The organism is Photobacterium sp. GB-1, from assembly GCF_003026165.1.
GTDB lineage: Bacteria > Pseudomonadota > Gammaproteobacteria > Enterobacterales > Vibrionaceae > Photobacterium.
In genome coordinates this window covers 15,731-29,356 of the sequence record NZ_PYOB01000035.1, presented here as the reverse complement: position 1 = coordinate 29,356, position 13,626 = coordinate 15,731, and the positions used below count along the sequence as shown (strand labels likewise).

Here is a 13,626-nt window from a genome sequence, read left to right as displayed (position 1 = left end):
AGTTATTGGTTCACACCAAGGATAACGCTCGACTTCTTTTTGTCATCACCCTTCATGATATTTCCAATATTTACTTATATAAGGTGGCTTGGGCTTGTCCAACACTTCGGATAGGTGTCGGCTTCGCAACACATATCCTTATCTGTTATAAATACTATTTAGACTTAGATGAAGAGATTCTGCTCTAATTTTAAAAGACGTTTTTTCAATGACAAACCGCCACCATAACCAACAAGCTCACCTTTGCTGCCAATTACCCTGTGGCAAGGAATTATAATCGCCAATCCATTTGCACCATTAGCATTGCCAACCGCCCTCACTGCGCTTTCATTACCAATTGATATAGCTAAATCTTGATACGTTACAATGTCACCGTATTTTACTTTATTTAATGCGTCCCAAACCGATTTTTGAAAATCCGTACCAACCAGTAATAAAGGAATATCGAAAACACTTCGCTCACCAAGAAAGTATTCTTCAAGTTGCGTTTTAGTAGATTCTAAAACATTGTCGTTTCTTTCTACGAATTCAGCGTTAAGGCTACGCTTAATACGGTCATCAACTGCACTTCTCATTTTACGATATCGAAAGTCACAAAGACAAAGCTTACCGTCATATGAACCAAGCACAAATTCGGCATAAGGATGTTTAAAGTGTTGGATATTAATCTGATTCATTGAATGTCCTTATTATGAATAACTTACCCGTATTTATAACGCCCAATTAAGGGGTGAGCAACGCTATCACCCAACTTAAAGCATTGTGCCATAAACACTAAAATTGAAGTAGAAGCAAAAATGCCAAGCGTTGGGAATCCCTCTTAAATTGTTTTTATACCTATTTTTTCTCGACGGCTTTAGTAGCTAAAACGGCTAAACCGCCCAGAGCTAATGCACCACCGAGAAATTTAGCAAACTTCGGATTTTCTGAGCATAAACCAACTAAGCTTGCGCCCAAAACAGCACCAGTTGCACCAGCAACAACTTGAGTCGAAGACATTTTTAAACCTGTAGCCCATTTAGCAAAATGCTCACAGTTTCGGTCTGTTAGCGAGTATTTCCACTCCCCAATTTGAGAACGAGCGAGTTCGAGTACCTCTGGAACTGGGCGGTCGTAAGTAACTTTAGCTGGATAGGTATGTTTACCTTTAGTCACCACATCCCAGCTCTCTTCTTGAACGGTGCCATTTCGTTGGGTTGCAGAAATGAGCATAGGTAGCCCCTTTTCACACAAAGAATCTGAAACTAGAGACCAGTGCTGATAAACACCGAAGTTACTGACAACAATATCGCCAGGATTTAGATTTTGAATTGACATATGTATCCCTACATTTGATTAATTGACGATATCAATATGTAGGCATACTTTTGAATTTCAAGTGGTTGCATAGGTATAACGCCCACTTAAGCGGACAAAAATAGTTGGCTATAATGTGGAGCGTAGCGGAACAAAGCCAACTGTTTTTGTTCCGACTTGAAGTGCTTGTTGAACGAAGCCGCTGCGCGGCAGAGTGAAAGCCCATAAGCTCGACTACGGTGAATATACCTTTAAAAAAGGAATATTTATCATGAACAAAGCGCAACAACATCGTTCAGATTATCTTTATGAACAACACCTTACTCATCTCACCTTGCAAGGTAAACGTCCCTTTACGATTGATGCTTATAGTCGTGCTCTACGTCGCATTACCCATCAACTGGATAAATCACCAGACACATTAACTACCGAAGATCTTAAACAACATTTTACACAACTGATCAAAACACATTCATGGAGTACCGTGAAAATTGATCGCAATGGCTTACAGTTTTTCTTTAAGCATGTCCTTCAACGTGATTGGGAGTGGCTGAACATTGTAAAGCCGCCACACGTGAAAACCTTACCTGACATTTTGACGCCAACCGAAGTGAGCCTATTGATCAATGCCACTTCGCAACTGCGTTACCAAGTGTTTTTTCTGACCTTATATAGCCTCGGGTTACGGCTAGGTGAAGGGTTAAATCTCACAGTGGGTGATATTGATAGCCATCGTATGTTTGTCCATATTCGACAAGGCAAAGGGGGTAAAGACAGGTTCATCCCACTACCAAGGCGAACCCTGTATGCCCTGCGATATTATTGGCAAACCCACAAAAATAGTCGTTATCTTTTTCCTTCACCGTTCAATGTTAACCATACCGTGATGGATCGCGGTGGCGTTCAAAAAGCAATGAAAGCCGTCATTAAAAGCTGTGGGATCACGAAATCTATCAGTCCTCATAATTTACGTCATAGCTATGCCACTCACCTGTTAGAACGAGGCTTGGATTTACGTTCAGTACAGCACTTATTAGGTCATAACAGTTTAAATACCACGGCGAAATATACCCATTTAACCGATATATCCCGTGAAAATACGACAACAACCATTAATCAACTCACTAATGATTTAACGCTATCATGGGAACTGAACCTATGACTTTTCAATCATTATTGCGTGATTATTACGATGACTTTTGTGCTACGTACTCAACCCAGATCAATCACGATATACGTTATGCCATGAAAGCGATACTCACGTGTCACACTGAAAAACAAGGACATAGTCGCTGGCAATGTTCGCATTGCGAACATCAATCTGAATATGCGATGTCTTGTGGACACCGTCATTGTTCTCAGTGTCAGCACCAAACAACATCCGATTGGTTAGCAAAGCAGCAACAGAAATTGTTGCCTGTTGATTACTTTATGGTGACATTCACGCTGCCAACTGAGCTTCGATGTCTGGCAAAAAAACATCCTAAAGCACTCTATCAAGCCATGTTTACTGTGACTGCCAGTGTAGTAAAAAGCTTCGCTAACAATGATAAATACCTTGGTAATCGCATCGGTTTTACTTCTGTTTTACACACTCATAATCGGCGTCGAGATTTACATCCTCATATTCATATGGTGATCATTGGCGGTGGCTTTGATGACAAGAAACGACAATGGAAAAATTGTAAAAACCACTACCTCTTTAATGCATTTGCTCTCGCAAAAATATGGCGAGCAAGATTGTTAGCCTATCTCACTACTGAACTAAAGTGGGCGTTACCCGATCACATCACGAAAAAGTGGGTGGTTGATTGTCGGCATGTAGGGCAAGGAAAGCCTGCATTATTGTATTTATCGACATACCTTTATCGAGGGGTAATTGCGGATAAAGACATTCTGTATATCAATAATGAACAGGTGACATTTCGTTATAAAGATAGCCAAACTCAAACGATGAAGACACGCACGTTACCCGTGTTGCAATTTCTTTGGTTGATATTGCAACATGTGTTACCAAAAGGGTTTCGACGAATACGTGATTATGGTCTGCTGCGGGGTCATGAAAAGAAGCTGCTTCAAGCGATCCAATTTATGTTCATGTTAGCTGGGTAACTGACGTTGCCCTCACCGAATAAAACGGTACGTATAAAAGCCCAACCCTTTTGCCTCTGCTGCCAAGATGTCATGCAATTAACGGGAATATTTCGACCCAGATAATCGACGTTAAATAATAAGGATAATGGCTTTAACGCTTCAGAATTAAAGAGGGTTTTATTATAAATCAGGGTATTAATATTATTGGTTCACACCAAGGATAACGCTCGACTTCTTTTTGGCATTCCCCTTCATGATATTTCCATTATTTACTTATAATAAGGTTGCTTGGGCTTGTCCAACACTTCGGATAGATGTCGGCTTCGCGACACATATCCTTATCTGTTATGCATTACAGCCCACCAGCTAAATCCAAGTAGTTTCCTGTGGAAAATGATGATTTGTCTGAGGCTAACCAATAAATGGCTTCTGCAACCTCACTTGGTTTCCCACCTCTTTGAAGCGGAATTATACTTTTTAACCTTTCGATCCTCTCTGGCTCTCCACCATCAGCATGCATTTCAGTATGAATCAACCCAGGACGAACACAATTTACTCGGATACCTTCAGATGCAACTTCCAATGATAAACCTTTCGTTAGAGTATCAATTGCTCCTTTCGATGCTGCATAATCAATATATTCGTTTGGTGAACCTGAACGAGCAGCACCAGAAGAAACATTAACAATTACGCCACCAAAACCACCATTTCGTGTCGACATTCGCTTTACTGCTTCTCGACAGCATAGAAAATAACTTGTGACATTATTAGTAAGTATTGAGTTGATTCGTTCGGCACTCATATCTTCTAAGCGTGATTGCTTTTTTAAGATCCCTGCATTGTTAACAAGAATTGATATTGCACCTAATTCGCGGTCAACAGTGGAAAACATTCGGATCACATCATCTTCGCAAGAAACATCAGCTTGAACAGTAATGCACTTTCCACCCTCAGCCATTATTGATTGAGCTAATTTATTCGCTGAGTCTGAATTGGATTTATAATTGATGCATACAGCGTAGCCTTCTTTCGCAAAAAGGTGAGCCGTAGCCGCTCCAATTCCTCGCCCGCCACCTGTAATAATTGCCACTTTTTGAATACTCATAAATCAATCCTTATATTCTGAGTTAAGGGAATGCATAACGCTCGATTAACGGGTTAAAAATAGTGGGCTAAAATTGAGCGAAGCGAAGAGCCCACTGCTTTTAATCCCTGTCTAATTGCTTGTTGAACGAAGCCGCTTCGCGGCAGAGTGAAAGCCCATAAGCTCGACTACGGTAAATATACCTTTAAAAAAGGAGTATTTATCATGAATAAAGCACAGCAACATCGTTCAGATTATCTTTATGAACAACACCTTACCCATCTCACCTTGCAAGGTAAACGTCCCGCTACGATTGATGCTTATAGTCGCGCTCTACGTCGCATTACCCATCAACTGGATAAATCACCAGACACATTAATTACCGACGTTAGATAATAAGGATAATGGCTTTCACGCTGCAGAAATAAAGAGGATTTTATTATAAATCAGAGTGTTAAAGTTATTGGTTCACACCAAGGATAACGCTCGACTGCTTTTTGGCATCCCCCTTCATGCTATTTCCAATATTTACTTGTATAAAGTGGCTTGGGTTTGTCCAACACTTCGGATAGGTGCCGGCTACGCGACACATATCCTTATTTGTTATAGCGGTTTTACAACACCTACAAAACTTGTCGATGTTTCAGTCAAAGGCGTCTTTTTCCAATCCGCGTAGTATTCCACTAGCCGCAAGCCATTACATTCTAAGCGCTTAACTATCTCGTCAAATGAACGATATTTTAGCTCGATATAACTATGATATTGCTCACCATTTTCATATTCTCTTCTTACATGGTGCAACATCGTATTATTTAATTGTGGGTGCCTGCTGTCCAAACCGTAGACTTCGACGTTTTCACCTGTTGGACTTTTGTAAGAAGACCAATGTTCGTAACCATTTGTTGTTTCGAAATGTTGAGGACATGGAAGCCGAGAGTCAAATACAAAAAGGCTGTTAGCATGCATATGACTCTTAATGTTCTTTAGCATCAATGAAAAGTCTACGTCTGAAATAAACGCTTGGAAGGCATTACCCGTCATAGCAATTAGATCAAAAACGGTTTCTAAGTTGAAATGTGCTGCGTCCATTTCGTAAAACGTAATATCGCTAATGCTTGACGACTTGTACTTAGCAAAATCAATCATTGAACGAGAAAAATCAATACCCACCACATGGGATAAATTCCTTGTTAATGGGATTGTAACTAGACCAGTTCCGCAGCAGACATCTAGCAACGATGAAACCTTTTGATGAAATATAAGGTCTTGAAAGAACGACAGTTCACCTACATACGAATTACCATACTGCGCGTCGTATTCCTCGCCTGACCAAAACTCACTTTTACTCTGTTTCAACGACTCTTCTCCTTGAGCATGAATGCGCTATAACAGTATATTAATAAGCATTCTTACGTTATACGCTTTATTAATACAGCAAATATTCAACATTCTAATAAATAAAAACATTTATTTTCATTACCTTGGTCGCAAAAAAACACCCTCAATTGATTAATTACTCATGATAAAAGTAAGAACTGTTTAAACCGTCGGATTAAAAACACAGCTATGAATATTACATCATATATATCAATATCTTATAAATAGAAGCTGAGATAATTAAGCATTTTTTCTTATTTAAAACGAAGTCTAAGCATCAAAATTTACGATTTGCATTATAACTGGACAAATAAACAGGTTTATTCATTAGCAGAAATCAAAAATATCTCGCCTAAATTGATATAGGAATAACACGAGTACTAAAAGAAAGAGAATGGAGATAAGAGAGATGGAGACAAAGCCGGGTTTCATCTCCATGTTTAGGCATTATTGCGGCTTGTGGTGATGATAAAACACAGCTTCAAGCCATCCAATTTATGTTCATGTTAGCAGGGTAACTGACGTTGCCCTCACCGAATAAAACGGTACGTATAAAAGCCCAACCCTTTTGCCCCTGCTGCCAACATGTCATGCAATTAACGGGAATATTTCGACCCAGATAACCGACGTTCAATAATAAGGATAATGGCTTTCACGCTACAGAATTAAAGAGGATTTTATTATAAATCAGGGTATTAATATTATTGGTTCACACCAAGGATAACGCTCGACTTCTTTTTGGCATCACCCTTCATGATATTTCCAATATTTACTTATATAAGGAGGCTTGGGCTTGTCCAACACTTCGATAGGTGTCGGCTACGCGACACATATCCTTATTTGTTATGTGTGGGCTGACTGATACACGTTATTTTCTATTGAAGCCCCTGCAAACTCAAAGGTTAGAAGCCCTATTCGACTCAACCCCAGATGCTCATAAAATCCATTGGATTCATTTTCAACCCAAGTGTAAAGCCAGTATTTATTACCCAACTGATTTTCGACTTCATTCAAGAGCTTTCGACCTAACCCTTTCCCTTTAAAAGTGATATCGACATATAGTTTTTCGACTTCAAAGCCATTACTGGACGTTTGATAATGCGATTCAAGATTAACCATTATATAGCCTTGAATAACTCCCTGTTCTTCACTTACAAACACACGATATTTAATCGTATCCAATATTTCTAAGAAGTAGGTTGTAGTGAAAGTAGACAAGACATACTCAGCGTATTCAGTTTTGATACCTTCTCGAGCATATGTGTCTAGCCAGACTTTAATGGACAATGCCGCTAATTTTACGCAATCGTCTTTTGTCGCTTCCCTAACCATTTCCCCTCCAAACACATAACAGTATATTAATAAGCATTCTTACTTTCGCGCAAAAACACACGCAAATAAACTTATCATACTAGATATAATCTATATTTATCATTAAGTTAATAACAATTTTTCACGCCTGACGTTCAATGAGAGAATGTGATAAATAAAAAATGTATTTAATCAGTCTTATTAAAAACAGAACTCAAACGATAAAATCACCACGTTTCATTATAACTGTTGATATACACAGTAAATAAAACTAATCCAAAATTACGTTAATGCGATATGAATGAGTATTTGATCTGAATGATAATGGGGCAAATATAAGTTAGCCTAGTAGCTAACTCATATGTGATCACCAAGCGATTCTGTCAGATTAGGAATGGTATTTTGATTTCTTGACCGTTTGTTAGTCGTACATTGCCAAACGGAAATACGGACGCTGACCATCCATCCGTTCAACTTCTGCGCCTAGCTTCTTATAGAAATTATGGGCTTTGGTGTTGTAGGGGCTAGCTGTCCATGAAATGTGAGAAGCTAACGACTTTCCTGCTTCAATTTTCAAAGCATGCATAAGTTCGGCACCATATCCCTTTGACCTATGCCGACCAACAACTAGCAAGTCATCAAGCCAAATAGATGGCTGACCTCGGAAGGAAGAATAGCGATAATGAAATAAGGCGAAACCCAGAACTTTGCCGTCGACTTCCAATAGCAAAGCGTGAGCAAACGGAACGTCGCCAAATAAGGTTCGTTCAATCTTGCCTTTATTTGTGGAGATTTCGCCGTTGAACCCTTTCATACTTCGGTCAAACTCAGCTTTATACCCAATAAGTTCTAGCAACTTACCGGAGTCTTGTTTGTTCGCTTTCCTTACGTTCACTCTGTTCTCCATAACTCAAATTTCGGGTTATCGGCTAACGCTTCTATACGGCTTTTAGCCGCTTTTAAAACACCTATCATGCAGCCTTTTCGATTACAGTTAAATTTTCCATCAATAAGTTAATGAAAGGTGATGAATATTAGATTGTATAAGGACACATATTTTTAAAACTTACTTCGAAACTCCCTCGGATAACTAAAGGTAACGGAAACTTTACGATAGTGTTTGCCAATTACCCCAAGAGAATTAGAATAGCGCGCATATTCACTGGGAGAATAAGATGCACAACCAACACCGCACCGCTCAACAGCTGCCCTTATTTACGCTTATAACGCTATACATCATTATCTTTCTTGGATCTGCCGGATTTTTTATTACGATCCCTGCATACGTCAGCTTATTTTTAACTGATCATTCGTTGGAATTTGCCAAGAGTATGCCAATTGAACAACGTCGTATGTTGTTTGGTACAGTAATGTCTGCCGCCCCATTTATTTCGATGTTCTTTACCCCTTTTATTGCGCGTTTTGCCGATAAGTTCAGTCGTAAGACCGTGATTGCCATTTGTTTGATGATTGCAGCTATTGGTTTCGCCTTACCGATTTATGCGATTGTGGTGAGCTCGGTGATCATTTTATTTGTCGGTAATATGATCAACAGCTTAGGCTCGGCAAGCCAACCTATTGCACAAGCGATTTTGGCTGATAACAGCAAAGGGAAAAACAAAGCAACATTGATGAGTTTAGTTGCTGTTGTTATGACAGCAGCCATGTCATTTGGCCCAGCACTTGGCAGTAAATTATCATCTAGTTATGGCGCTCAAGCACCATTTTATGCCTGCCTCGTCATTGCACTTATTAGTTTAATCTTGATGTTTGTGGTGCGTTTACCTGTTCAACACATTGTAAAAACAGAAAACCCTTTCTCGTTTGTAAAGCCGTTAAAACGTAGTCAAAAAGGCTTAATGAACTGTTTGTTTATCGTTTTTATTTGCCAATTTAGCTGGAGCCTCTATTTCCAAAACATTGCGTTTATCTTCCCGCAGAAATGGAATATTTCGGTAGAAAGTGCGTTCTACCAATACTTTATGATGGGAATTGGTGTCGTAATGATCCTTTCACTATTACTATTGCCACGTCTGATCTTATCGCGTTTTTCAGTTAATTCGGCACTACGTACAACAACAGCATTATCTGCCATTGGCATGTTATTACTTGCGATCACTCCAACCCCGACCTCTCATGTGGTTGCGATGATCTTTGCTGCATCCATGGTTGCGTTATGTTTTCCTCTTTACATCACTGCCCTTTCAGATCGCGCGAGTGATATCGATCAAGGTTGGGCTATGGCGCTTTCTAGTGCAATGGTTGGCTTGGCGTGGACATTAACTGGTTATTTGACTGCTATGATGGTCAATGTGCACTTATTATTGCCAACGGGGATTGCTGTCATCGGCTATCTTGCCGCAATGGTGGTGGTACCAACGAAGAGCACGAATAAAAACACACAATCAGATTTGGAAGCAGCATGACACAAACGAAAACCCCTTTCGAAAATGTACTCAGTGCACATGAGTTTCATCCTGTGATACCCAAAGAATTACAATTCGGTACAGGATACGTTGTCGATTTAACACCAAGTAGTCATTTATGGCAGCAAGTCACTGACGAGCATACTTTCGCTGATGAAATCGTAAAACAAGCCATTGCCACCAATGCACAAATAGTCATTGGTCGATATGCTGAACACCGCTTGATTTATCAAGATAAAGAGAACTTTACCGACTCTCCTAATCGCACTGTTCACATGGCGATTGATTTAGGCGTACCTGCTGGCGTTCCTGTTTATGCCCCACTTGATGGGGAAATTTATGGTATCGCAAATCATGCAGCAAACGGTGACTATGGCCCTACTGTTATTTTAAAACACGCGCTCGATGGGCATGTTTTTTATACTCTTTACGGACATACAGCGACAGAGTATTTATCGCAATTAACTGTTGGTCAGCATATTAGTCGAGGCCAACAATTTACTGCTGTGGGTAACACGGAAGAAAATGGGGGTTGGGCGCCCCATCTGCATTTTCAAATCATCAAAAATATGGGTGATTACAGTAATGATTATCCTGGTGTGATTGATCCTGAGCAGTTTGATTTTTACCAAGATAATTGCCCGAATCCTAATTTAATCCTAAAACGTAGCGATTTAGATTAATCGGCATACATAAAAGCGCCTATTAGCCTTCAAGCCAATAGGCGCTTTTTATTTACGCTTTTGCCAACACGACAGAATTATCATTCCACCAGCGTTGTACAGACATATTAAGTAATGCCATCGTTGTAAGTACACATGCCATCACCCATTCAACACTGGCTAAATGACTCACAATAAAGGTTAACGTAAAGATCCCAACCATTTGTAATGAGCCAAACAACGCTCCCGTTTGTCCTTTATGCTTAGGGAATAAATACAGCGCACTGACTGCCACGACAGAGGTGGTTAAACCCGCGCCAAAACAATAGATACCCATGCCGATAATGATCGTCGCCATGCTGTGAAATACCACATTCGATAATATCGTCAACCCACCAAGCAACATAATAAAACTTGCTGCTTTAATGATTCGCCCTTCTGTCGCGGTATATTTTAGAAAACGAATATAAAAAATACGCGCACACAAACTACAACCAATAAGCAACAATGAAGACATACCAAAATATTGTACAGGTAAATGGTATTGTTCATTCGCAATAAACGCCCCCATCAAATAAAACACCAGCGCACCACCATTCGCCATCACCATCATGATTAAATAGCGTAAGAACTGCGGATTAGTTGCAATCATGGAGTAATCACGAGCAACAACCCTTGGTTTTGTCGCATGAATATTCTTTTCTAAGTGGGTTTCTTTTAAACCTAAGGCAATAACTACAAATAGCAGTACTGCTAACCCCAACATAAACCAGAAGCTACTATGCCAGCCAAAATGGCTTTCTAAATAACCACCAATAGCCGGTGTAGAGGCGGGTAAACACATAAATAAAATACTAAACCATGACATCACATCCACCAACTGCTCTTTAGTTAATGAGTCTTGCATTATGGTTCGGCATAATAAAAACAACGCCCCAACACCCATACCTTGTACGGCACGTCCAATAATTAAACCTGAGAGTTGATCAGCGTGTAAGCAAAGCGCTGAGCCGATGATAAATATCACCGCACCTAATATCGCGATAGGACGACGACCGAAGCGTTCTGCGACAGCGCCACACACTAATTGACTTAAACCTAACGCAATGAAAAACGTGCTCACCGTTTGTTGTACTGCTGTCGATGACACATTCAATGCCTTAGACATTACAGGTAAGCTAGGTGCATACATATCAGAGGCGAAGAAATAGCTGCACGCCATTAATAAACTGATAGAAAGTAAACGTAGTAAAGACATGACAACAATCTCCTTAATTGATGTCATTATCTTAAACAGATGTGTTTAGTCTTGTTGTTGAACTAGCGACAACGAGTTGTGATTTTTCGCCAACTTCTGGCTAGCTTTGTGTTGTTTAAAACGATTAAAGGCATGAGAAAAGGCAGATAAGCTGTTGTAACCTAAATCTAATGCGATATCTGTATGCGCGACACCTGCGCGACTCAACTGCCATGCTTTTGCCATAACCAACTGCTGTCTTATTTCGCGAAATGGTTGATCAAATGTGCTGATAAATAAACGATTGAGAGTCCGAGAAGATGCACCACAGTGCTCAGCAAAACGGTCTAAAGACAGTTTAATATCAGGTTCAATAGTCAGCGCTTCAATAATCGGCAACAAGCGTTTATCAATATCATGATTACTTTGATAAGCATCGCTCTGGTAATTTTGTTTCTTGAGTTGATCGAGAAATACCGCTAAATAATGGTGTTGAACATCGCTATTGCTGTCAGCACCTTGCTCACAGCCAATGTCTTGCGACTCAATTTCTGCCATCACCTGCACCATTAAGCGATTGGTCGAGATGATCGCCATCTCATTGTAAAAATGAGGAATAACATCTGGTGAAGCATGAATAATACTTAAGCTGGTATCTTTCAACACTTTCAAGTGATGACGGTGATTTAGGGGCACCCAAATAAGTTGTCCACTAACAGCCAGTATGCTTTTATCCTCTGTTCTAGCAATACCGCAACCTTGGTGGATATAAAAAAGTTGTACAAAATCGTCGTGAGAATGCGGTGCTTTTTCTTCTGTTGGGGCATAACGTTTTATCGAATGAAGTAACCGCATTGCTTTCCTTTAAGAGTAACCCAATAAATTCAACCCGTATTATGGCTTAGCTGACTTCATACTGTCTAACCAACCATAAACAGCCTCTAATGTTTCAGAAGATGGCATCCTATTATTACGGGCTTGGATTTGATCCACTGTATATGTCCCACTAACTCGTCCATTAACGAAATAATGCCGTTTTAAACCAATGGTAACACGCTCTGGCATGAACATTTTATACACCAAATATTCGCCTTTAATGATCCGGTTGTGGTAAATCGCCACACAGTGATTTTGTTCAATCCCCTCTTGTTCAAGTTCTTGATAATCGCGAATAGGCACAATGTTGTTATTACCTTCAAAAGGGATCACGTAAGGCTTATTGGAATTAGCATCGGGCACAAAATTGATACTGTGTTGCGCCACCACCCACCTGTCGTGTAACGCTCGTAACTCTTCATAAGAAGTCACTGCATGAATACGCTTGATTGAATCAACATCTAATACGCGATAAGCAAGCTGGAAAACGTCAGATAAAATTTGATTAATTTGAAAACGTTCACGCTGATTGGTTTGCGCTATATGCCGTCCAAGCGGCGTACCTGTTAACGTTGGCCATTGCAGATAGATCTGCAAGGTTAAGTTAGTGATCGTTTTATAATGTTTAAACAGTTGAAACGACATCAATTCAGGATCGAGCAAGCGGTGAATAATAATCACAATCGAACGGGTTGAAAAATCACTCTCAATCCGATCAAGAAAACGCAATGCTGAACGACTCGAAGCTAAGCCAAGTTGAGTAAGGATTTCACGTTGACCTAATTCGCACAGTGCTAACACTTCATCTTGATCTAACGGATATTGTTCGCATACCAAATACAATAAGGTAGGACGTTGGAGTAATAGCTCTCGGGCTTTCTGACTCAATGCTGCAATCTTGAGCATGTACACCCCAAATTCAGCATAGCCTCGGGCTTTTTCAACTAAACCAGTAGGAATGCTATCTACCCATGCTTTCCCCCCTTCTAATGATTCGATGTGCTCAATATAGAATGAACAGCTCCCCTCTAACGGTTCCCGGTGCCCATCTGGGTATGCTCGATACATAGCAAGACAGTCATGCCAGTCATAGAACTCAAGCTGAAAAGGAAAAAAGGTTAAGGCTTCATCAAATGATAAAACTAACGGCGCTGAGTGATGAAACTCTTCGCGCTCAGCACAACAAGCAAGCATAAATATCCATATATGTCTGTTAGCCTTGAATAATGATTATCGTTATCTGCTCAATGTGTCTTGATATGA

At 40.0% G+C, this 13,626-nt stretch carries 12 protein-coding genes and 2 pseudogenes; 5 read left to right on the top strand and 9 right to left on the bottom strand.

Going from position 1 to position 13,626, the window contains the following annotated elements:
• Window positions 1–164: 164 nt before the first annotated feature.
• Together C9J45_RS20350 and C9J45_RS20345 are read right to left on the bottom strand one after the other, a co-directional pair.
• A complete protein-coding gene (locus C9J45_RS20350; RefSeq protein WP_107247676.1) occupies window positions 165–677 on the bottom strand; it encodes a methylated-DNA--[protein]-cysteine S-methyltransferase in 513 nt (170 codons plus the stop codon).
• Window positions 678–837: 160 nt separating this feature from the next.
• The gene (locus tag C9J45_RS20345; RefSeq protein ID WP_107247677.1) at window positions 838–1,317 is read right to left on the bottom strand and encodes a lecithin retinol acyltransferase family protein; all 480 of its coding nucleotides are present in this window, start codon (window positions 1,315–1,317) and stop codon (window positions 838–840) included.
• A 250-nt stretch (window positions 1,318–1,567) separates the two neighbouring features.
• On the opposite strand from C9J45_RS20345, the gene C9J45_RS20340 reads away from it, so the two are divergent.
• Both C9J45_RS20340 and C9J45_RS20335 read left to right on the top strand, forming a co-directional pair.
• Complete coding sequence (locus tag C9J45_RS20340) at window positions 1,568–2,458, top strand: site-specific integrase (protein ID WP_107292947.1); 891 nt, start codon at window positions 1,568–1,570, stop codon at window positions 2,456–2,458.
• Window positions 2,455–3,513: pseudogene (locus tag C9J45_RS20335) on the top strand (IS91 family transposase). The gene C9J45_RS20340 and the pseudogene C9J45_RS20335 overlap by 4 nt, the downstream one beginning before the upstream one ends.
• 229 nt (window positions 3,514–3,742) lie before the next feature.
• On the opposite strand, the gene C9J45_RS20330 reads toward C9J45_RS20335, so the two are convergent.
• Entirely contained in the window at window positions 3,743–4,495 is a 753-nt protein-coding gene (locus tag C9J45_RS20330; protein WP_107247909.1) for an SDR family oxidoreductase, read from the bottom strand.
• Window positions 4,496–4,699: 204 nt separating this feature from the next.
• On the opposite strand from C9J45_RS20330, the pseudogene C9J45_RS20325 reads away from it, so the two are divergent.
• Window positions 4,700–4,858, top strand: a pseudogene (locus C9J45_RS20325) (integrase); the annotation flags it as partial.
• Between the two features lie 219 nt (window positions 4,859–5,077).
• Here C9J45_RS20325 and C9J45_RS20320 read toward each other — a convergent pair.
• The 3 genes from C9J45_RS20320 to C9J45_RS20305 all read right to left on the bottom strand — a co-directional run bounded on the left by C9J45_RS20320 (window position 5,078) and on the right by C9J45_RS20305 (window position 8,069).
• Entirely contained in the window at window positions 5,078–5,830 is a 753-nt protein-coding gene (locus tag C9J45_RS20320) for a class I SAM-dependent methyltransferase (protein ID WP_158259570.1), read from the bottom strand.
• Window positions 5,831–6,694: 864 nt separating this feature from the next.
• Window positions 6,695–7,183: a GNAT family N-acetyltransferase gene (locus tag C9J45_RS20310; protein ID WP_107247911.1), complete on the bottom strand. Its 489-nt coding sequence runs from the start codon at window positions 7,181–7,183 to the stop codon at window positions 6,695–6,697.
• A gap of 400 nt (window positions 7,184–7,583) precedes the next feature.
• On the bottom strand, window positions 7,584–8,069 hold the full coding sequence (locus C9J45_RS20305; RefSeq protein WP_199188145.1) for a GNAT family N-acetyltransferase: 486 nt from the start codon (window positions 8,067–8,069) through the stop codon (window positions 7,584–7,586).
• 268 nt (window positions 8,070–8,337) lie between these two features.
• On the opposite strand from C9J45_RS20305, the gene C9J45_RS20300 reads away from it, so the two are divergent.
• The gene (locus C9J45_RS20300) at window positions 8,338–9,588 is read left to right on the top strand and encodes an MFS transporter (protein ID WP_107247913.1); all 1,251 of its coding nucleotides are present in this window, start codon (window positions 8,338–8,340) and stop codon (window positions 9,586–9,588) included.
• Window positions 9,585–10,271, top strand: coding sequence for a peptidoglycan DD-metalloendopeptidase family protein (locus C9J45_RS20295; protein ID WP_107247914.1), 687 nt, complete (start codon window positions 9,585–9,587; stop codon window positions 10,269–10,271). The genes C9J45_RS20300 and C9J45_RS20295 overlap by 4 nt, the downstream gene beginning before the upstream one ends.
• A 52-nt stretch (window positions 10,272–10,323) precedes the next feature.
• Here C9J45_RS20295 and C9J45_RS20290 read toward each other — a convergent pair whose 3' ends face one another.
• From C9J45_RS20290 to C9J45_RS20280, 3 genes are read right to left on the bottom strand one after another with little or no spacing between them, the layout of a single operon-like run.
• On the bottom strand, window positions 10,324–11,508 hold the full coding sequence (locus tag C9J45_RS20290; protein ID WP_107292946.1) for an MFS transporter: 1,185 nt from the start codon (window positions 11,506–11,508) through the stop codon (window positions 10,324–10,326).
• A gap of 45 nt (window positions 11,509–11,553) precedes the next feature.
• Entirely contained in the window at window positions 11,554–12,342 is a 789-nt protein-coding gene (locus C9J45_RS20285; RefSeq protein WP_107208720.1) for a helix-turn-helix domain-containing protein, read from the bottom strand.
• Window positions 12,343–12,381: 39 nt separating this feature from the next.
• Entirely contained in the window at window positions 12,382–13,557 is a 1,176-nt protein-coding gene (locus tag C9J45_RS20280) for a PcfJ domain-containing protein (RefSeq protein WP_107247917.1), read from the bottom strand.
• Window positions 13,558–13,626: the final 69 nt, after the last annotated feature.

What these genes read in the sequence shown, in the direction of transcription:
- C9J45_RS20350 (WP_107247676.1), bottom strand. Translation starts at nt 677, where the DNA reads ATGAATCAGATTAATATCCAACACTTTAAACATCCTTATGCCGAATTT.
- C9J45_RS20345 (WP_107247677.1), bottom strand. Translation starts at nt 1,317, where the DNA reads ATGTCAATTCAAAATCTAAATCCTGGCGATATTGTTGTCAGTAACTTC.
- C9J45_RS20340 (WP_107292947.1), top strand. Translation starts at nt 1,568, where the DNA reads ATGAACAAAGCGCAACAACATCGTTCAGATTATCTTTATGAACAACAC.
- C9J45_RS20330 (WP_107247909.1), bottom strand. Translation starts at nt 4,495, where the DNA reads ATGAGTATTCAAAAAGTGGCAATTATTACAGGTGGCGGGCGAGGAATT.
- C9J45_RS20310 (WP_107247911.1), bottom strand. Translation starts at nt 7,183, where the DNA reads ATGGTTAGGGAAGCGACAAAAGACGATTGCGTAAAATTAGCGGCATTG.
- C9J45_RS20305 (WP_199188145.1), bottom strand. Translation starts at nt 8,069, where the DNA reads ATGGAGAACAGAGTGAACGTAAGGAAAGCGAACAAACAAGACTCCGGT.
- C9J45_RS20300 (WP_107247913.1), top strand. Translation starts at nt 8,338, where the DNA reads ATGCACAACCAACACCGCACCGCTCAACAGCTGCCCTTATTTACGCTT.
- C9J45_RS20295 (WP_107247914.1), top strand. Translation starts at nt 9,585, where the DNA reads ATGACACAAACGAAAACCCCTTTCGAAAATGTACTCAGTGCACATGAG.
- C9J45_RS20290 (WP_107292946.1), bottom strand. Translation starts at nt 11,508, where the DNA reads ATGTCTTTACTACGTTTACTTTCTATCAGTTTATTAATGGCGTGCAGC.
- C9J45_RS20285 (WP_107208720.1), bottom strand. Translation starts at nt 12,342, where the DNA reads ATGCGGTTACTTCATTCGATAAAACGTTATGCCCCAACAGAAGAAAAA.
- C9J45_RS20280 (WP_107247917.1), bottom strand. Translation starts at nt 13,557, where the DNA reads ATGCTTGCTTGTTGTGCTGAGCGCGAAGAGTTTCATCACTCAGCGCCG.